The organism is Okeania hirsuta, from assembly GCF_003838195.1.
GTDB classification, from domain to species: domain Bacteria; phylum Cyanobacteriota; class Cyanobacteriia; order Cyanobacteriales; family Microcoleaceae; genus Okeania; species Okeania hirsuta.
In genome coordinates this window covers 1-18459 of the sequence record NZ_RCBY01000096.1, presented here as the reverse complement: position 1 = coordinate 18459, position 18459 = coordinate 1, and the positions used below count along the sequence as shown (strand labels likewise).

The window sequence follows — 18459 nt, the reverse complement described above, 5'->3', positions numbered from 1 at the left end:
ATTAAGGAACTGTAATTCTAATGCTTAGAGAACAAAAAAAGGTTGATTTAAAAGTTATTCTCAAAGAACGTCTGAAAATTTCAGACTCGGAAATTGCCGAATTTTGCCAACGCTGGAATATTATTGAATTAGCCTTATTTGGTTCAGTATTGCGAGAAGATTTTCACCCTAATAGTGATATTCATATTTTAGTAGTTTATGATTCTTCTTGTTAGTTAACATTGTCAAAATTATTAGATATGCAAGAGGAATTAGAAATAAAGTTTGGATGTATAGTTGATTTAGTAGAAAAAGCTATGATTAAAAATCCCTATCGTTTAGCTAATATTTTAAAGACTTATCAAGTAATTTATGCAAAATAATAATAGAAATATTGCTTCAGTTTGGGATATGGTACAGGCAATTCGTCGAATCCAGGAATTTACTACTGATATAAATTACAGTGAGTATTCAGAGAGCATTTTGATACAAAGTGCAGTAGAGCGTCAATTTGAAATTTTGGGTGAAGCTGCACGTCGAATATCTTTAGAATTTCAACAATTACACCCTCAGATAAATTAGCGCAGTCTTATTGGTTTAAGAAATATTATTGCTCATCACTACGATGAGGTAATATCAGAAATTTTGTGGGGAGTTATTGCATCAGATATTCCTCTTTTATTAGAGCAATTAGAGGTTTTATTGCCTCCTCTTTCTAATGAATGAAAATGTTGGGTTTCGCTACCTCAAAAATTGTGTTACTTATATGATATAATCAACCAGCAAAATTATCAGCAATTCAGGAAAAAAAGTCGATTATGGCAACTTATTTAATCACAGGAACTAATCGTGGTATTGGACAAGAATTATGTAAACAAGTTCATAGTAAAGGTGACAAAGTAATTGCTGTTTGTCGTCAATCTAATCAAGAATTAGAAAATCTAGGAGTGCGTTTAGAAACTGGGGTAGATATTACTTCTGAAAAAGATGTTGCTAACTTAGTTAATCGTCTAAAAGGGATCAAATTAGACGTACTAATTAATAATGCTGGAATAGTCGAAAGAAATTCTCTAGATGATTTAGATTTTGATAGTATTCGCAAACAATTTGAAGTTAATGCTATAGGAACTTTACGCCTAACTCATGCTTTATTACCCTTGATGGAATCAGGCTCAAAAATTGCTATTATTACGAGTAGAATGGGTTCAATTGATGATAATACTTCCGGTGGTACTTATGGTTATCGAATGTCAAAAGTTGCTGTTAGTATGGCAGGTAAATCTTTATCTGTCGATCTAAAACCACAGGGAATTGCTGTAGCAATTTTACATCCTGGTTTAATTAGCACTAGAATGACAAGTTTTACAGGAATATCTCCAGCAGAAGCAGCAGAAAATTTGTTAGCTAGAATTGACGAATTAAACTTAGAAAATACAGGTACTTTTTGGCACGCAAAGGGTGAAGTATTGCCTTGGTAGTATAGCGCTGTGCGCAGGCAACAGGCAACAGGCAACAGGCAACAGGGGGAATAAATTGCCATTGAAGAAGGAGACAGGAGACAGGAGACAGGAGACAGGAGGAAAATTACATGGGGATTCGCTCCCCCAAGTAATTTTGAACACCCCCGTTGACCGTGGGGTATTAAACCCACAAAGAAAATGATAATATAAGACTTTTAGCTATTGGGCACTTCCTGCAATTTGTAAATATACCAGCGCACAGTACTATAATACTATAACCCTACGCACAAGTCAGAAGTCAGAAGTTAGAACTCAGAAGTAATCCCTGACTAACTTTGAGGATTTATAGATGTCTTCCTTGTTTCTGTTGTAGATAACTAAATTCCTTCTTTCTTCTTTCTTCTTTCTTCTTCCTTCTTCCTTCTTCACTCAAATTCTACATTTTCATAAATATCTGACAAAGAGATTTGAAATTCCACTGAACTTAAAGATAAAATAGCTCCATCACTTTCATATTCTGATAACCACCATTTGCCATCCTCAGTTTTGCTAAACTGTTCGACATAATATCTGTATTGGTCGATGAGAATATATTCCCGCAAACTATTTACTCTCCGATAATACTCAAATTTTTGTCCCCGGTCGTAGCTTTCTGTCGATCGCGATAATTCTTCGATAATTATCTGAGAATTAGTAATAGTATCTTGTCTACCTTCAGCATAAATAACTGGAGTGGCAATGACCATTATATCTGGATAGGTGTAGATATTTTTTGTTGGTATTGACAAGCGTAGATCGCTCATAAAAGTTTCATAAGGTTGCCCTTTAATGCCATACTTTAATGTTGCGTAAAAGTTACCAACAATTCGATTGTGATTTACAGTTCCTCCAGTCATGGGTATTATTTCTCCATCACGATATTCACTTCTAAATTCAGCAGTTTTTTCCTGCTCTAGATACTCTTCGACATAATAGTAAATTTGAGTTGCTTGCATTTAATTTTCTCCTATTCAACTATCATAATACTAACAGTTTATTTCTTAAATTTGAAGTAAAAAGGAAGAATGAAAAATATTACGTTGTCTGAGTTTTAAGCATTTATTAGAAGTCAGAACTCAGCAGAGAAATGAGATTCAAATCCCATCCTATTTATAGTCCAGTAAGGTGTGTTTTGCTGTCGCATAACTCCGTTAACGCTCCGCGACATGTTTGCGGAGCATGACTATCAGAAAAAGCAGTAGCGTAACTGAGTAAAACCCTATATCTATTGTCATTGCGTAACTCTTATTATTATTATTATTATTATGTTTGCTTCTCCCTGTACGGACGTTGCATGGAACGTCCGTAACCACTCCCCCTCCTGGGAGGGGTTAAGGGTGGGTTCCCCGCTTAAGAAAATTCTGTCGATCGCTGGATTTAGTATTACAATGAATATATCAACAAAAACTATGTGATTAAAATTATATTATGCAAAAATTTGTTAGTCTATTTTCCCTCATAGCATTATTACAATTACCAATAATTGTTCAAGCTCAAGAAGAAATAGTAGACCCCATAGAAAGAGTAGTTTCTGCAGGATTAATGACCAAAGATGCAGCCGGAAAATTTAATCGCAATGAAATTATTAGTAGAGCCGAATTAGCGTCAATTTTAGTCAAAACATTTGATTTAGAAAAACGTGAATCTTCCCAGAAACAAAATGTTGAATTAAAAGATGTTTCTTCAGATTATTGGGCTTATAATGATATTCAAATTGTCCTCAAAAATGCTGTAATGAGTGGCTATCGTGAGGGAATGTTTTTTCCAAATTATAAAATTAATCGGGCAGAAGCATTTGCGATTTTTGCTCAAGCTTATGGTGTTTTTCAGTTTCCTGAAGAAAATACTAAAAAGCTATTAAATAATTACCCAGATTCAGATAAAATCCCGAGTTGGGCAAAAAAATCAATAGCAACAGCATTGTATGAAGGTTTTGTGAATACTGAACCAGGTACAAACAACATAAATCCTTTAGAACCGATGACTCGTGGAGATATGGTTTATGTTTTGAATGCTTATTTAGACCGTCAACAACGCCCTGCATCTCTTCCCTGGAATGATGATTTGGTTCCAGGTGCAACCAGGTAATATTCAGAAGGAACAAGGAAGAAGGAAGAAGGAAGAAGGAAGAAGGAAGAAGGGAATGGGGATAGTCTTCGACACACCATTTCGTGTCTACAAACCCCAACTAATTGTCAACACCGCGAGTGAAGGCAGGGTATTAAACTCAAAATAAAAAGATAAAAAAAGTGGATATAAACAAGGTGAAATTTAAGTATCAATTCCAAATTGAAAAAATTACAAATTATGGCAGTAACAATTATTTACTCCTTGAGCAAATATTGAAACTTATAACCAACTTCCCAAACTGTTTTTATCTACTCAAAATTATATGTAGTTTCAAAGCACTATTACAAGTTCAATAATGTTAAATTAAATATATTTTATCCGATGGCAAAAAAACGAATTTTACTAATAGATGACGAAGAAGATATTAGAGAAGTAGCCCAACTTAGCCTAGAAATAGTAGGTGGTTGGCAAGTAATTACAGGTAGCTCAGGTAGTGAAGCTGTTGCTAAAGCAGAAGTAGAACAGCCAGATGCTATTCTCTTAGATGTAATGATGCCTGAAATAGATGGATTTTCTACTCTTAAACAACTACGAGCTAATCAGGCCACTCAGCAAATTCCAGTAATTTTCCTGACAGCGAAAGTTTGTTCGGAAGATCGCCATCAATTTTTGCAGTTGGGAATAAATGGAGTAATTAATAAGCCTTTTGATCCTATGTCTCTGGCAACTGAAGTAGAGACAATTTTGGGTTGGGTTCCATAGTAGTAATACCATTTCTCAAAAACTGTTCTACATTTTCTTGAGTGGGGAGTAGGGTAGTAGTGGAGAATTAAACATGAGAATCATTAACATTAACTGGGCTGCTAATTAGCAAAAAAATTATTATACCTGTATTAATTACATAATAACTGAAGTTTTATCGAAAAATAGTATTAATGAGTGGGAATTGGTTTAATTACTTTAAATTGACTACTGACTACTGAATACTGACTACTGACTACTTCTTCAAGTTCAAAAAACTCTAAACATTAGTGTCTAAAAATTACGCAGAAAAAAAAATTTGATATAAACTAAAGTAATATATTATGCAAAGTCACTCTGTAGACTTAATATATGTCAAACTGGGAATTTTTGCTACAGAAAGAAGGCGATAGAACCTGGCTACCTCTAGAATCATCCGATGTGGAGATTCTAGAAGGTCGTTATCGGATTGTGGCTCATACCCATATAGCCAATACAGAAGTCCAAATTCAGATTATTCACGATTCTCTCGAAGAAGTTCCACCCTTAAGGCGAGTTCAGAAACGTTCTAGTCTTACCCACTCTCAAGGTCTAATCTCTATTATCCCTTTTACCCGCCTCAAACCTGGTAAATGGGAATTTCGTTGTCAAAGTAAACCAACTACATCATCTGTCAAAGCAAAACAACATATTGTCCATTTAGAAGTATTGCCCACTGATTATGATGATTCAGATTTCTCACAAACACTAGATGTTCAGAGTCAGGAACTATATCCATTAGTAGATTCAGAAACTCAGGAAAATGAGTTGATTGCTAATGAAAATATATCTGTTTTTTCTAGTAAAATAAGCTCCATAGATCATCCAGAAGAAAATACAGAAAAAAAAGACTTTGAATTAACAACTAAATCAGATGACATAGAATTATTGGATGCTCAGATTGAAGAGAAAAATTCCACTAATTTACTAGATGATGAGGAAGAAGATTCAAGTATTCAAGCTCAAAACCAACTCGAAGAACAAAGTCATCCATCAGACATTAAAGATACAGAGGAAAAATTAAAAGAACTAACTGAAACTCTCAGACATAATTCATCAATACTTGGGCAAGTTGAGCAACAACAAGCAATAGAACAAGCAATAGAATTAGAGGCAAATCAACAGGCAGATACCAACATCACTAATCAGACTAACTCTACTATAAATTATCCTTTACAACTAACCTTAAACCAAGCATCTTATACTGCTCAACCAGGAGAAGCTTTAATTATATCTGGTCAAATAATCTTAGATAATCAAGCTCAAAATATTCAATCTACAGAAGGTTTAAATCACCTTATATCCCAGAATACTTTAACAAAAAATGATTCCTCCATTCCAGAAAATAATACTCCAATAGTTAATGGTAATTTAAAAATTTGTCTGCGTAATCCTCAAACTTCAGAAATTTTAATTGATATACAACAAGCTCTACCAGAACAAGTTACACCTATTATATTTGCTTGTACAGTCAATGTTCCAGAAAATATTAAAACTCGTTTAATATTAGGGCAAATTATCCTCACAAATAATACAGCTACTTTAGCTAATACATCTTTTACAATTACAGCCCCACTACAGAATTGGTTAACAGCAATTGATGATAATTTTACTGAAGATGACTATCAGGAAATGGCTGCAAAAATAACTCAGGCAGCAAGAAAATCAGAGCAAAAATCTCCTTCTTTTCAGGAGTTAGTAGAAAAAATTAATCAAGTTAAACCCCAGAAGGAATCTGATATAGAACAACCCTTACCACCACAGATATATCAACCTGTTGAAGGAGAGGAAGATTCTGGAACACTAGAGTTACCAACCTTTGGAAACCCACCACCGGAAACAATGGCCAAAGATAAGACTCTGATTAATGAGTTGCTGGCCAAGTCAAATGCTCCTCAAGATTCAGATGAATTAGATGATGTCTGGGAAGATTCAAATAAACTTTCAGAGCGGACAAGTTTACAAGCAGAAGAAATAGAAGAGTCAGAGTCGGAGTCGGAGTCGAAAACTACTGAGGAAGAGGAAGTTTATTCTATAAATCAGCAAAACCTTGTTCCCTTTCCGACAAAATTTGCTCCTAGAAAAGAGGCATTTAAGGCTTTGAATTTAGAGGATAGATTTTTTTCTCGGCTGAATTCTTTGGTTAATGATTCTGAGTTGTCCCAATGGATGAAAGCTTCTTCTTTATCTCCAACTGAAGAATTAGAGAATATATCAGAAGATAAACATAAAACTGGAACAGATAAGTTGCAAGATAGTGACTCTATAAATACGATAGTTGATGATGAAGAACTTGCCAGTGACAATTCTGATGAAATTAATTGGGAAGCACAAGAGTTTGTTGTTGAAGATGAACAAATAGAGCAGCAAGAAAAACAATGGAATGATGATTTAGCAAATATTTCTCAACCAGAAGATGAATCAATTTCTAGACAACCTTATGTTTTACCAGACGATCAACCAGTGCCAGTGCCTCATTTAGAAGTACTGGCTAAAGATGTAATTGCTGGAAAAGATGTAAAAGTTAGAGTACAATTACCGGAGGGTTTGCCTGGTATTTATGTTAAGATTTGGGTTTACGACCGCCAAGCTCAAACAATAGTTGCAGGACCACGTTGGTTAACTGACTTTATTCCTAATGGCATGGGGCAAGTAGAGGTAATTACAGAACTGTATATTGCTTATGGTTGTTTAGAAATAAAAATTGAAGCGATCGCAGCCGAAGTACAAACTAACCGCGAGAGTCATAGAACAGTTATTGAACATTTGGTAGTTCCTCCTCCTCCTCCAATTTTACCTTTTGATGATTTGAACTTGAGTTAGACATTTTTTGTAAGTGAGTTCTTGGGCAAGACCAACTGGTAGGTACTAAAGCAGGCCAACCTTTGCGTAAAGCTTCTATACAGACAGCATGAACTGTTAATTGGCAGTCTAACATTTCGACCCCTTCTTTTTCAGCTTGTTTCTGGCTAATTTTCGTTATAGAATCATCGTTAAATTCAAAAGTTTTATGGCATTGAAGACAGACTATATGATGATGTTTACGATGGTTAGGGGAGTTAATCTCATAATGTTTGTGTCCTTCAGCTAATTCTAGTTCCCGCAAAATACCTACTTTTGTCAAGAGATGTAGGGTTCGGTAGACAGTAGAAAGGCTAATTTTTTCCTGTTGATATAACAACAGATTATATATTTCTTCTGCATTTAAGTGTTTACCTTGAGGTAAGTGTTGAAACATTTGTAAAATAGTCTCCCTTTGGGGAGTCAAACGCCAACCTCTTTGATTTAGTTCAGACTTAAGTGAATCATGCTGATAGAATACCATTTTTATGATTGCCCAGATTTGCTTCTGAATAAATGCATTACTACATATTAGAAAATATATACTTATTGAGAGATTTTTGCAAGAGTTAATTGGCCTCAAGGCTGACACCGTTTCATGGAAGTCAGAAGTCAGAAGTCAGAAGTTAGATTCGATCAGCTAAAAACTTTGACAAGACAATAGCTTTAGGCAATTATTTGATATTTAAAGAAGCGAAACTATTTGTAACATCAGGTGTAATATCATGTTCAGTTGAATACTTATAAATAACTTAGCGAGGAGTCAGGAGTCAGGAGTCAGGAGTCAGGAGGGAAGAAAGGAGAAAAATCAAGATAATTTCAGTATTTCAAGATAATTTCAGTATTTATTTGGTACTGTCAGTTCTGAAATTTTATTTATAACTGACCCGTCCGAACATGATATAAAATCAACCATTATTTCAGAAATAGACATCTGGTAAAAATCAAAAATAAAATTAATTATCGTATAGAAATTATCAATTATTTCCCCCTCCATACCTATTCCCTATTCCCTATTCCCTATTCTCTGGAGATGTCTAATGAGACTTGATATTAGCTGAGAGCTAAATGGAGTGTAGTTGCCAAATTCAAAGATAAAAAAATTTCTACTACTACCTTTTCATATTATGTCTGCTTAATTAATTATAAAAAAATCCTAAAAGCTATACATCCGTAGATTATTTAATTATTTATTAACAACTAAATATGATTTTTCGTATTTCATATTACTTCTGCTGTAATATTATGTCCGGTTGATTACTTATAAAAAAAATTAGGGAGGAGTCAACCCACCCCTCGCCCCTCCCCCTCCCAGGAGGGGAAGTCAGGAGGACCGAGTCAGGAGGGAATAAAGAAGCAAGAAATAAGAGGAGGAAAAGGAGAAAGTTTTTTTGCTCGCTAATTATCCGGACATAATATAAGTTCTCAGCACAATTGTTTATAAAATGTCTAAATAATTAGAGAATAATAAAGTAACTATAAAAGTGCAGAAAAATACAAAAACTGAGGGGGTGCATCTCACTATTTGCAAAAATACTTTTTTCCTATATATTCTCTATTGCCTGTTGCCAGATAAGCTGTTGCCTAAAAGCGATAATTTTTTGGCTTTATTCAAAATTGAGATGCACCCAACTAAGGACTAATTGTTAATTTTTATATGACACTTCCAAGGAGTACTAAATAATGCTTTAATAACATACTTGGGATTAATCTAACTTGCCTAGTTTATAGAAAAAAGGCCATGTTTAGAGAGTGAATGTACAAGCAAAGATTAAGAAAGCATATTGGCTTAATATTCGGAATATTAGGTGGGTTACGGTGGCACCATTTTAGCTGTGTCACGCCACTATGCCTAGATTTAATATTCCTTTTACAAACAGTCTCTTAGAGCTAATTAATCAGATTTTGTCCCGAAAATTCGATCAAAATATCCATAATCAATCAACAACTTAAAAAATGAATGAAGAAAAACGTCAAGCATACTGGCGTGCCAACAAAGCATTAATCAGAAACTTGCTAATAGTTTGGGCTTTAGTGTCAATTGTTTTTAGCATTTTATTAGTCCAACCCTTAAATGCAATTCAATTCTTTGGTGTCCCCTTGGGTTTTTGGATGGCACAACAAGGTTCAATTTATGTCTTTGTCATCTTAATTTTTACTTACGCCATTCAAATGGATAAACTCGATAAAAAATACAACATGGACAAACTCGATCGACAATCTAATACTGACAGGAGAGACTAAATGACTGTAGAAGTCTGGACATTTATACTCGTTATTATTTCCTTCATGGGTTATCTGTACATTGGATGGCGATCGCGAGTTAAAGATAGTAAAGGTTTTTTTGTCGCCGATCAAGGTGTACCTGCTATTGCTAATGGTGCTGCTACTGGCGCTGACTGGATGTCTGCTGCATCATTTATTTCAATGGCAGGGTTAATTTCTTTTTTGGGTTATGATGGTTCCATCTATCTAATGGGATGGACTGGAGGTTTTGTACTATTAGCACTACTACTTGCTCCATATCTGCGGAAGTTTGGTAAATATACAGTACCCGATTTTGTAGGCGATCGCTACTACTCAAATGTTGCCCGCATCGTTGCAGTTATTGCTGCTATCTTTGTCTCTATGACTTATGTTGCTGGGCAAATGCGCGGTGTCGGTATTGTTTTCAGTCGCTTTTTGCAAGTTGATATTGGTACTGGTGTTGTCATTGGGATGATTATTGTTGCCTTTTTTGCCATCTTAGGTGGAATGAAAGGCATCACTTGGACTCAAGTCGCCCAATATACTGTACTCATTGTTGCTTATCTGATTCCAGCTATTGCTATTGCGACAGTTATTACAGGTATTCCCATTCCTCAATTTGCTTTTACTTTCAGCGATATTGTCGAAAAACTAAATCAGGTTCAGGTAGATTTGGGTTTCCAAGAATACAGTGCTGCTTTTACTAACAAAAGTATGCTTGATGTTTTGTTTATCACTATTGCGCTGATGGTGGGAACTGCTGGTTTACCTCATGTTATTGTTCGTTTCTACACAGTTCCTAATGTAAGAGCTGCTCGATATTCTGCTGGTTGGGCATTATTGTTTATTGCTATTTTGTATACAACTGCTCCTGCTTTAGCTACTTTCGCCCGATATAACTTAATTGACAGTTTACACAACAAAACTTTGGAGGAAGTGCAACAGTTAGACTGGGCAACAAAGTGGAAAAATACCGGTTTATTAGAATTTACCGATAAAAATAATGATGGTAGTTTCCAACTAACTCCAGATATAGAGACTAATGAAATTAGGATCGACAGAGATATCATTGTTTTGTCTACTCCAGAAGTAGCTAAACTTGCTCCTTGGGTAATTGCGTTAGTGGCAGCAGGAGGGTTAGCTGCAGCTTTGTCTACTGCATCTGGTTTATTATTGGTGATTTCCAGTTCCATTGCCCATGATGTTTACTATCGAATGATCGATCCAGGGGCGTCTGAGTCGCGACGGTTAATGGTAGGGCGAGTCATGGTAGGGTTTGCTATTGCTATTGCTGGTTACTTTGGAGTTAACCCACCAGGGTTTGTTGCTCAGGTAGTAGCTTTTGCTTTCGGTTTAGCTGCTGCAAGTTTTTTCCCGGTGATTATTTTAGGTGTGTTTGATAAACGTACTAACCGGGAAGGAGCGATCGCTGGTATGGTATCGGGTTTGTTGTTTACTACTGTTTATATTATTGGTGTCAAATTTGCTGGAATGCCGACATGGTTTTTCGGCGTATCTGCTGAAGGTATTGGCACTGTAGGAATGGTGTTAAATTTTATTGTGACTTTGGTAGTCTCTCGAATGACACCTCCACCACCATTGGAAATACAAGAGATGGTAGAGGATTTGCGATCGCCTGTAGCAGCTCCTGTTAGTATTGGGGATATTGGGGAAGAAGAGTTGGATTAATTTCAAGAAGAAGGAAGAGGGAAGAGGGAAGAAGGAAGGCAAAATATGTAGGGGCGAATGGAATTTGCTAACGCAAAGCTCCGCTTTATATGTTGCGGAGCAAAACGCCCTCACTCGACTTAGTGTCCGTGCGTAAGTGCTGACTAAGACAAAATTATGAACAAAAAATTAGCTCATATCATTTCCGGTAGCATTGGAGCGTGTATAAAATTAAGGTGACACTCTTGAGAAAACCTTCTGCCTCCTGCCTCCAGCATAGCTGCCTTCCTTCCACCAAAGTCTAATTATTCAACTGGACATGAATCATACTATGATACCACAAGCAAATCACGATGAGTTAGCACGACAAAACTTTGTTAAAAGTTTCAGAAACTATCTGTTTGGAAAAATGCGAAATGACTTAAAGTTGGTTTACCAAGAGACTGTCAAACCACAATTTGAAAAAGAAAATCAACGTTCCCCTAAAGATCGTTATGAAATTCGGCGGGAAATGCAGCAACAACCATCTTATAAGTGGTACAGTAGCTGCAAACGTATTACCCAAGAAATGATGTGGGAATCAGTAATTACTACTGTCGAACGTCAACTACCAAATTTGGTGGAATGTGCCAAAGATAGGGAAAAACCTCTGGGAACACTTACCCTAAACCCGGAATTAAAAATTCCCACCTACCAAACTGCTGTAGATATCCATTGTATGCCTGGAGGATACAATAGCGAATACACTCAAGATGACGTAGCGGCAGGTGCTATTTATGACTTGGGAGTTTATGTTGCCATGAGAAACCCTAAGTCTCTTCGTGATGTCAGAGGTCAGACGGTTATTCATAAATTCTTGAAGCAGCAATACCCAAATTTTCAACCAGGGAAAATTCTAGATATGGGTTGTACAGTGGGTGCTAATACTTTGCCTTATGTAGATGCTTATCCAAATGCTGAAGTTTATGGTATCGATCTAGCTCCTGCCATATTACGCTATAGTCATGCACGAGCAGAGTCTTTAGGAAAACGGGTGCATTTTAGCCAACAGAATGCTGAGAAGACTAACTTTCCAGATGAATCATTTGATTTGGTGGTAAGTCATATTTTGCTACATGAAATACCTGTGCCAGCAATTCGGAATGTTTTCCGTGAAAGTTATCGTTTATTAGCTCCAGGTGGAATAATGATACATCAAGATGCGCGTTTGTTTCGTCATCTAGATTTATATACTGCGTTCATCTATGATGAAGAAACAACTAATAATAATGAACCTTTCTGGAGTGCCATGCGGGATTTAGATTTAGTAGCTGTAGCAAGGGAAGCAGGTTTTTCGAGAGATAGTCTGATTAACACATTGCTGGAACAAAGTAATGGAATGCAGTCATTCATTATTGTTGGTAGTAAATGATAAAAAGATAAAAAAAGATGATTCCTAAACAAGCAAAAGGTAAGCGACCAGTTTATTTGGATAATACAGATAACGATAAATTACTGGCAATAATAATGGCATTAGCAGGAGAGGTATCAGTATTGCGGGAACGCTTAGACACCATTGAAAAGTTATTAGTAGCTAAAAGTATTATTTTCTCTGAAGACATTGAAAATTATCAACCAGATGCACAAGTAAATGAGGAACGGGAGCAATGGCGAACTGATTATATTACTAGAATACTGAGAGTTATAGATAATCTCAAATAAAAATGTAGTAGTGCTAAGGCAGCAACTTCTTCTTATTTCTTCCCTCCTGACTCGGTCTACCTGAATTATCAAAATAATATGGGTCTAAAACCCCGCCTTTTAAGGCGTAATATTTTTGGAGCGGGGATTTGAGCCCCGTTACAAAAATCACTTCTGACTTCTGACTTCTGACTTCTGACTTCGTTAACCTCCTGGGATGAGTTATAAGTCGCAATGACTTGGGTATAGTAATTATCCTGATTTGATATAATTTACAACATCAAATCCGATTAGCGGAATCAATTAATGAAACGACGGACACTATTTAATTTATTAAGTCGAGCTGGTGGAACGACTGCCGTTCTGATTGCTCTCCATGCCATGGGTTGGAGATTAACCCATGCTCAAACAACTAATCGACCAAGACTTGGAGGCGAAACAGGTGCTGGAATTAAAGTCATCATTTTGGGAGCGGGAATTGCAGGTATGACCGCTGCCTACGAGTTGACAAAAGCTGGATATGAATGTATTTTGTTAGAAGCTCGAAATCGTGCAGGTGGTCGCTGTTGGACTTTGCGCCATAACGATGTAATTAATGAGATTCATCAGCAAGGACAACGCTCAGAAAAATGCCCATTTGACAATGACAATTCTCTCTATTTCAACCCAGGACCAGCTCGTATACCTTACCACCACAAAAATATTTTGAGTTATTGTCAAGAGTTTGGAGTGCCACTAGAGGTGATCGTTAATGAAAATCGGGCAGCCTACTTTCAGGATGATCAAGCTTTCGGTGGTTCTCCTGTGAACAGCCGACGTGTCATAAGTGACAGCAGAGGCTACATTGCTGAATTACTAACTAAAGCTATTGGTATTAATGGATTAGATCGGGATGTATCCCCAGAAGAACAAGAGCGTCTGTTAGAGTTTGTTAAACAATTTGGTGATTTAAATTCAAAGGGGGAATATGTCGGTTCTAGTAGAGCAGGATATGAAACTCCCCCTGGTGCTGGAATAAACACTGGTAGAAAACATGAGCCTTTGCCATTATCTGAATTATTAGATTCTCGGTTCTGGCAATACAAAATGCATTTCGGTGAAGGTTATTGGCAAGCAGCTACGATGCTGCAACCAGTGGGTGGAATGGATGCCATAGCTAAAGCTTTTGAGCAGCAGGTGGGTAGACTTATTCGCTATAATGCTGAAGTAACTAAAATTCGGCAGCATTCTGATGGGGTACAGGTGATATATCGCGATCGCCAAAGCAATCAATATCAGTCTGTTGATGGTAAATTCGCAATTTGTACCATACCCTTATCTGTACTGAAAAATATTAAGGCCGATTTTTCCGTAGAACATCAAGCTGCGATTACAGTAGGAGCATCCTCCTATAGCCACGCTATTAAAGTAGGATTTCAGAGTAGGCGTCGATTTTGGGAAGAAGACTACAATATCTACGGTGGTATTTCATGGACAGAGGGAGACATTACTCAAATTTGGTACCCCTCAACAGGTTTTCATAATTCTCAAGGTATTATTGTTGGTGCTTACATCTGGAGTAATGAGATTTCAAAACGCTGGGAAGCTATGACATCTAAACAGCGACTATCCTTAGCTATTTTAGAAGGGGAAAAGATTCACCCAGGGTATAATCAGGAAGTATCCGTAGCAAATGGCTGCACGGTAGCTTGGGGAAAAGTACCCTACAGCGAGGGAGCTTTGATCAGGTGGGAGCAAGATAGCAGGAAAAAAGCCTATTTAGTTCTAAATCAACCTGACGGAAATGTATATTTTGCCGGAGACCATATGAGTTATTTAACCGGATGGCAGGAAGGGGCTATTTTGTCAGCTCATAAAATTGTTAATGAGATTACTACTAGAGTACAAAATTCTTAATTTATAGGAGAAAGAGTGAAAATGAAAAAAAATAGAATCTTATCAGCACTAAATCGCTTTGCCATTAGCCTGATTAGATATAAAGCTATGATGATTATTGCTTTTTTAGGTGTGATTTTATCACTACTAACTTTGTCTAGCACTCAAGCTGCAGATGATGTAATTATTCGACACCCCATTCCTGGTTCTAGTTTTCCTATTGCCCGAGCTGTAGAAATTCCTCCTAGCGTTCAACAGGTTTACCTAAGTGGTCAAGTTCCTCCCGTTGTGGACGATACAGTCGATAAAAGGACGATAACCGCCTTCGGAGATACTAAAACTCAAACTGTTGGAGTTCTCAAACGCATCCAGAGTATCTTAGAGGATTTAGACTTGACTCTAGGGGATGTGGTGAAAATGCAGGTCTTTTTGGTTGGCGACCCGGAAATGGATAACCGCCTTGATTTTAAAGGGTTTATGGAGGGATACACACAATTTTTTGGAACTCAGGATCAGCCTCGATTACCAGCTCGCTCTGTTATGCAGGTTGCCGGGTTAGCTAATCCTGGTTGGTTAGTAGAAATTGAAGTTACAGCAGTACGACTATAAAATCAGCAAAGCTTGAACAGGATCAGACCTAATTTCCTATCAGATACATTCGCTATAATTATCTAAAAATTGTGGCGTTGGTAAATTAGGGTATGATTTGTATTTTTTGGTAATTCCTAAACTCTAAACTATTGAATAACAAATATTTCAGACTGTTCAATTTTTATTTTCATACCTTTATTCACCAACGCCAAAATTGTTTATAGAACGCATTTGGTATCTCCGCAAAGGTGAGTTTTTTTTGGCAAAGGAGTCAGAAGTTAGGAGATTGAGAAATAAAATAATCAAACTCAAGACTGCATTCGCTGAATAATACCAATAGACCTTTTGCGTGGACTCGTGATGGTATTGATGACATTAGACCATGTACGGATGTTTTTCTCTATAGCAATGAGCGCTGGTATATTTACAAATTGTAGTAGGGGCAAAAGAGCTAGAAGTCTTATATGATCGGCAATTTATTCCCCCTGTTCCCTGTTCCCTGTTCCCTGTTCCCTGCGCACAGCGCTATAATGCTGACTTTAACCCTCTGTTCCCTGTTCCCTGTTCCCTGCGCACAGCGCTATAATGCTGACTTTAACCCTCTGTTCCCTGTTCCCTGCCTTAATATATTATGAAAAACTCAATGAATACAGAAGTTTGGACATTTATCTTCGTGACAATTTCCTTGATGCTTTACCTGTACATCGGGTGGCGATCGCGAGTCCAAGATAGTAAAGGATTTTTTGTCGCCGATAGAGGTGTACCTGCAATTGCTAATGGTGCTGCCACAGCAGCGGACTTTATGTCGGCAGTTTCATTTATTTCTATAGCAGGAGCAGTATCAATTTTAGGTTATGATGGTTCTTATTATGTAATGGCAGGAACAGGAGGTTATATACTCTTGGGATTGCTGCTTGCTCCATATCTACGAAAGTTTGGTAAATATACTTTACCAGATTTTATAGGCGATCGCTACTATTCTAATATTGCTCGTATCGTTGCGGTTATTGCTGCCCTCATTATATCCATAACTTTTGTTGTCGGGCAAATGCGAGGTGTTGGTATTGTCTTCAGTCGATTTTTGCAAGTACCTATTGAAGTTGGTGTTGTCATCGGTATGGTTATAGTTGCCTTCTTCGCGATATTAGGGGGAATGAAAGGCATTACTTGGACTCAAGTTGCTCAATACTTTATACTTATCGTTGCTTATTTGATACCAGCTATTGCTATTTGTAATGCTCTGACAAATATTCCGATTCCACAATTCGCTTTTACCTTTGGAGATATTGTAGAAAAACTGAATCAAGTTCAGGTTGACTTAGGTTTTCCAGAATATACTGCTGCCTTCAGTCAAAAAACTATGCTAGATGTTCTATTCATAACTATTTCCGGCATGGTGGGTCTTGCTAGTTTACCCCACGTTATTGTTCGTTTCTATACTGTACCTAACGTGACAGCAGCCAGATATTCTGTAGGTTGGGCATTATTATTTATTGCCATTTTTTCTACAACTGTTCCTGCTTTAGCTGCTTCTGCGCGATACAACTTAATTGAGAGTTTACACAACAAAACTATGGAGGAGGTGCAACAGTTAGACTGGGCGACAAAGTGGGAAAATACAGGTTTATTAGAATTCACTGATAAAAATAACGACGGTCGTTTACAGTTGACCCCAGATATAGAAACTAATGAAATTATTCTGGATCCAGATATTATTACTCTCTCCACTCCAGAAGTCGCAAAACTGCCACCTTGGATAATAGCATTAGTCGCAGCAGGAGGATTAGCTGCTGCTTTATCTACTGCATCAGGTTTGTTATTAGTGATTTCTAGTGCCATTGCTCACGATGTTTACTACCGCCTCATTAACCCAGAAGCATCAGAGTCACAAAGATTAATGTTGGGCAGAATAATGGTAGTATTGGCGATCGCCTTTTCCGGTTATTTCGGCATCAACCCCCCTGGTTTTGTGATTGAGATAGCAACTTTAGGAGTTGGTATAGCTGCTGCTACTTTTTTTCCAGCGATTATTTTGGGAGTGTTTGATCAGCGCACCAACCGGGAAGGAGCGATAAGTGGTATGATAGTTGGTCTAGTGTTTACAAGTATCTATATTATTGGTGTAAGATTCTATGGAATGCCAACATGGTTTTTGGGGTTGTCCGATCAGGGTATCGGTACAGTAGGAATGTTATTGAATTTTGTTGTGACTTTTGTAGTGTCTCGGATGACAGTTCCTCCACCATTGGAAATACAAGAGATGGTGGAAGAGTTGCGATCGCCTTTAGCTGCACCTGCTCCAATTAGGGATATTGGGGAGGAAGAGTTGGATTAATATTCTTTTGGGATCATGGTTATCAGTTAAACTTTATTCTATGGATGAGATGACGGAAATGCAAGCTAGAGATGGCATAAAGACCGATCAGCAGTAATATCATGTCCAGATGATTAAGTATAATAAAAATGTTTTCCTCTCAATGTTGAAGAAATATCCCAAATTTCCACTCCTATCAAGTCTTCCCTCTTAAATTTACACCTACCACCTACCACTTAAAAACTGTATTATCACTAGAGTTGTTGGGAAATAACAATTGAACAATGCTCAAAACCTTATAGAATAAGCTTTTCATGATTCTCGGACTGAAAACGCTATAAACCTTGACCAATAAGGGTTTTAGCCATTTTTTTAGCTTAATTCCCAACAACTCTACTAATTAAGCGGACATGATATAAATCAAGCAATAGTAATATTTTGACTCGGGAAAATTTTAACATCACCATAACCCCTAGAGTAAATTAGAACTCTGGGGGTTATGATGATTAATTGGTAGTGCAGAGTGCAAAGTGTGGGATAGGTAATATCAAATCCGGTTAAACAGCCATAGAATGGTTAAGTTAGGAGTCCTCAGGAGTCAGGAGACAGGAGTCAGGAGGAGAAAGAATTACAAAGATGAGGGTAGTTATGACGATTGAAGATTTTTTTTATGTCCAATTAAACGGATTTGATATTACCTATCCCACACTTTGCACTCTGCACTACCAATTAATCATCATAACCCCCAGAGTTCTAATTTACTCTAGGGGTTATGGTGATGTTAAAATTTTCCCGAGTCAAAATATTACTATTGCTTGATTTATATCATGTCCGCTTAATTAGTAGAGTTGTTGGGAATTAAGCTAAAAAAATGGCTAAAACCCTTATTGGTCAAGGTTTATAGCGTTTTCAGTC

At 37.0% G+C, this 18459-nt stretch carries 17 protein-coding genes and 1 pseudogene; 16 read left to right on the top strand and 2 right to left on the bottom strand.

Translation table 11 applies throughout. From position 1 onward, the window contains the following. Nucleotides 1-20: 20 nt before the first annotated feature. The 5 genes and pseudogenes from D5R40_RS39715 to D5R40_RS41155 all read left to right on the top strand — a co-directional run bounded on the left by D5R40_RS39715 (nucleotide 21) and on the right by D5R40_RS41155 (nucleotide 1641). Complete coding sequence (locus D5R40_RS39715; RefSeq protein ID WP_240039108.1) at nucleotides 21-215, top strand: nucleotidyltransferase family protein; 195 nt, start codon at nucleotides 21-23, stop codon at nucleotides 213-215. Between the two features lie 24 nt (nucleotides 216-239). Continuing rightward, complete coding sequence (locus D5R40_RS41160; RefSeq protein ID WP_282433640.1) at nucleotides 240-362, top strand: hypothetical protein; 123 nt, start codon at nucleotides 240-242, stop codon at nucleotides 360-362. Beyond that, nucleotides 352-705 (top strand): annotated as a pseudogene (locus D5R40_RS16865) (HepT-like ribonuclease domain-containing protein). Before D5R40_RS41160 ends, D5R40_RS16865 begins: the two are co-directional and overlap by 11 nt. 92 nt (nucleotides 706-797) lie before the next feature. Continuing rightward, nucleotides 798-1457, top strand: a complete 660-nt coding sequence (locus tag D5R40_RS16860) for an SDR family oxidoreductase (protein ID WP_124146393.1) — start codon at nucleotides 798-800, stop codon at nucleotides 1455-1457. Nucleotides 1458-1518: 61 nt separating this feature from the next. Continuing rightward, nucleotides 1519-1641, top strand: a complete 123-nt coding sequence (locus D5R40_RS41155) for a hypothetical protein (RefSeq protein ID WP_275670423.1) — start codon at nucleotides 1519-1521, stop codon at nucleotides 1639-1641. 223 nt (nucleotides 1642-1864) lie between these two features. Here D5R40_RS41155 and D5R40_RS16855 read toward each other — a convergent pair whose 3' ends face one another. Next, nucleotides 1865-2434 (bottom strand): Uma2 family endonuclease, encoded by a 570-nt coding sequence (locus D5R40_RS16855; protein WP_124146392.1) that lies wholly within the window; start codon nucleotides 2432-2434, stop codon nucleotides 1865-1867. 472 nt (nucleotides 2435-2906) lie between these two features. On the opposite strand from D5R40_RS16855, the gene D5R40_RS16850 reads away from it, so the two are divergent. The 4 genes from D5R40_RS16850 (at nucleotide 2907) to D5R40_RS16835 (ending at nucleotide 7151) form a co-directional block, all read left to right on the top strand. Continuing rightward, nucleotides 2907-3566 (top strand): S-layer homology domain-containing protein, encoded by a 660-nt coding sequence (locus tag D5R40_RS16850; RefSeq protein ID WP_124146391.1) that lies wholly within the window; start codon nucleotides 2907-2909, stop codon nucleotides 3564-3566. After that, entirely contained in the window at nucleotides 3535-3714 is a 180-nt protein-coding gene (locus D5R40_RS16845) for a hypothetical protein (RefSeq protein WP_124146390.1), read from the top strand. The genes D5R40_RS16850 and D5R40_RS16845 overlap by 32 nt, the downstream gene beginning before the upstream one ends. Nucleotides 3715-3929: 215 nt before the next feature. Next, entirely contained in the window at nucleotides 3930-4310 is a 381-nt protein-coding gene (locus D5R40_RS16840) for a response regulator (RefSeq protein WP_124146389.1), read from the top strand. Nucleotides 4311-4661: 351 nt separating this feature from the next. Further along, nucleotides 4662-7151, top strand: coding sequence for a hypothetical protein (locus D5R40_RS16835; protein ID WP_124146388.1), 2490 nt, complete (start codon nucleotides 4662-4664; stop codon nucleotides 7149-7151). Here D5R40_RS16835 and D5R40_RS16830 read toward each other — a convergent pair. Continuing rightward, on the bottom strand, nucleotides 7084-7653 hold the full coding sequence (locus tag D5R40_RS16830) for a ferric uptake regulation protein (RefSeq protein ID WP_124146387.1): 570 nt from the start codon (nucleotides 7651-7653) through the stop codon (nucleotides 7084-7086). The genes D5R40_RS16835 and D5R40_RS16830 overlap by 68 nt on opposite strands. Nucleotides 7654-9125: 1472 nt before the next feature. On the opposite strand from D5R40_RS16830, the gene D5R40_RS16825 reads away from it, so the two are divergent. The 7 genes from D5R40_RS16825 to D5R40_RS16795 all read left to right on the top strand — a co-directional run bounded on the left by D5R40_RS16825 (nucleotide 9126) and on the right by D5R40_RS16795 (nucleotide 17565). Beyond that, a complete protein-coding gene (locus D5R40_RS16825) occupies nucleotides 9126-9413 on the top strand; it encodes a DUF4212 domain-containing protein (RefSeq protein ID WP_124146386.1) in 288 nt (95 codons plus the stop codon). Further along, a complete protein-coding gene (locus tag D5R40_RS16820; protein ID WP_124154936.1) occupies nucleotides 9414-11105 on the top strand; it encodes a sodium:solute symporter family protein in 1692 nt (563 codons plus the stop codon). A 298-nt stretch (nucleotides 11106-11403) separates the two neighbouring features. Beyond that, on the top strand, nucleotides 11404-12495 hold the full coding sequence (locus tag D5R40_RS16815; protein ID WP_124154935.1) for a class I SAM-dependent methyltransferase: 1092 nt from the start codon (nucleotides 11404-11406) through the stop codon (nucleotides 12493-12495). A 17-nt stretch (nucleotides 12496-12512) separates the two neighbouring features. Further along, on the top strand, nucleotides 12513-12785 hold the full coding sequence (locus D5R40_RS16810; protein ID WP_240041606.1) for a hypothetical protein: 273 nt from the start codon (nucleotides 12513-12515) through the stop codon (nucleotides 12783-12785). Nucleotides 12786-13070: 285 nt separating this feature from the next. Continuing rightward, nucleotides 13071-14660: a flavin monoamine oxidase family protein gene (locus D5R40_RS16805; protein WP_124154934.1), complete on the top strand. Its 1590-nt coding sequence runs from the start codon at nucleotides 13071-13073 to the stop codon at nucleotides 14658-14660. A 21-nt stretch (nucleotides 14661-14681) separates the two neighbouring features. Further along, a complete protein-coding gene (locus D5R40_RS16800) occupies nucleotides 14682-15248 on the top strand; it encodes a RidA family protein (protein WP_205127660.1) in 567 nt (188 codons plus the stop codon). A gap of 625 nt (nucleotides 15249-15873) precedes the next feature. Then, nucleotides 15874-17565, top strand: a complete 1692-nt coding sequence (locus D5R40_RS16795) for a sodium:solute symporter family protein (RefSeq protein WP_124154933.1) — start codon at nucleotides 15874-15876, stop codon at nucleotides 17563-17565. Nucleotides 17566-18459: the final 894 nt, after the last annotated feature.

Coding starts and splice junctions, on each gene's coding strand:
- D5R40_RS39715 (WP_240039108.1), top strand. CDS start 21: ATGCTTAGAGAACAAAAAAAGGTTGATTTAAAAGTTATTCTCAAAGAA.
- D5R40_RS41160 (WP_282433640.1), top strand. CDS start 240: ATGCAAGAGGAATTAGAAATAAAGTTTGGATGTATAGTTGATTTAGTA.
- D5R40_RS16860 (WP_124146393.1), top strand. CDS start 798: ATGGCAACTTATTTAATCACAGGAACTAATCGTGGTATTGGACAAGAA.
- D5R40_RS16855 (WP_124146392.1), bottom strand. CDS start 2,434: ATGCAAGCAACTCAAATTTACTATTATGTCGAAGAGTATCTAGAGCAG.
- D5R40_RS16850 (WP_124146391.1), top strand. CDS start 2,907: ATGCAAAAATTTGTTAGTCTATTTTCCCTCATAGCATTATTACAATTA.
- D5R40_RS16845 (WP_124146390.1), top strand. CDS start 3,535: ATGATGATTTGGTTCCAGGTGCAACCAGGTAATATTCAGAAGGAACAA.
- D5R40_RS16840 (WP_124146389.1), top strand. CDS start 3,930: ATGGCAAAAAAACGAATTTTACTAATAGATGACGAAGAAGATATTAGA.
- D5R40_RS16835 (WP_124146388.1), top strand. CDS start 4,662: ATGTCAAACTGGGAATTTTTGCTACAGAAAGAAGGCGATAGAACCTGG.
- D5R40_RS16830 (WP_124146387.1), bottom strand. CDS start 7,653: ATGGTATTCTATCAGCATGATTCACTTAAGTCTGAACTAAATCAAAGA.
- D5R40_RS16825 (WP_124146386.1), top strand. CDS start 9,126: ATGAATGAAGAAAAACGTCAAGCATACTGGCGTGCCAACAAAGCATTA.
- D5R40_RS16820 (WP_124154936.1), top strand. CDS start 9,414: ATGACTGTAGAAGTCTGGACATTTATACTCGTTATTATTTCCTTCATG.
- D5R40_RS16815 (WP_124154935.1), top strand. CDS start 11,404: ATGAATCATACTATGATACCACAAGCAAATCACGATGAGTTAGCACGA.
- D5R40_RS16810 (WP_240041606.1), top strand. CDS start 12,513: ATGATTCCTAAACAAGCAAAAGGTAAGCGACCAGTTTATTTGGATAAT.
- D5R40_RS16805 (WP_124154934.1), top strand. CDS start 13,071: ATGAAACGACGGACACTATTTAATTTATTAAGTCGAGCTGGTGGAACG.
- D5R40_RS16800 (WP_205127660.1), top strand. CDS start 14,682: ATGAAAAAAAATAGAATCTTATCAGCACTAAATCGCTTTGCCATTAGC.
- D5R40_RS16795 (WP_124154933.1), top strand. CDS start 15,874: ATGAATACAGAAGTTTGGACATTTATCTTCGTGACAATTTCCTTGATG.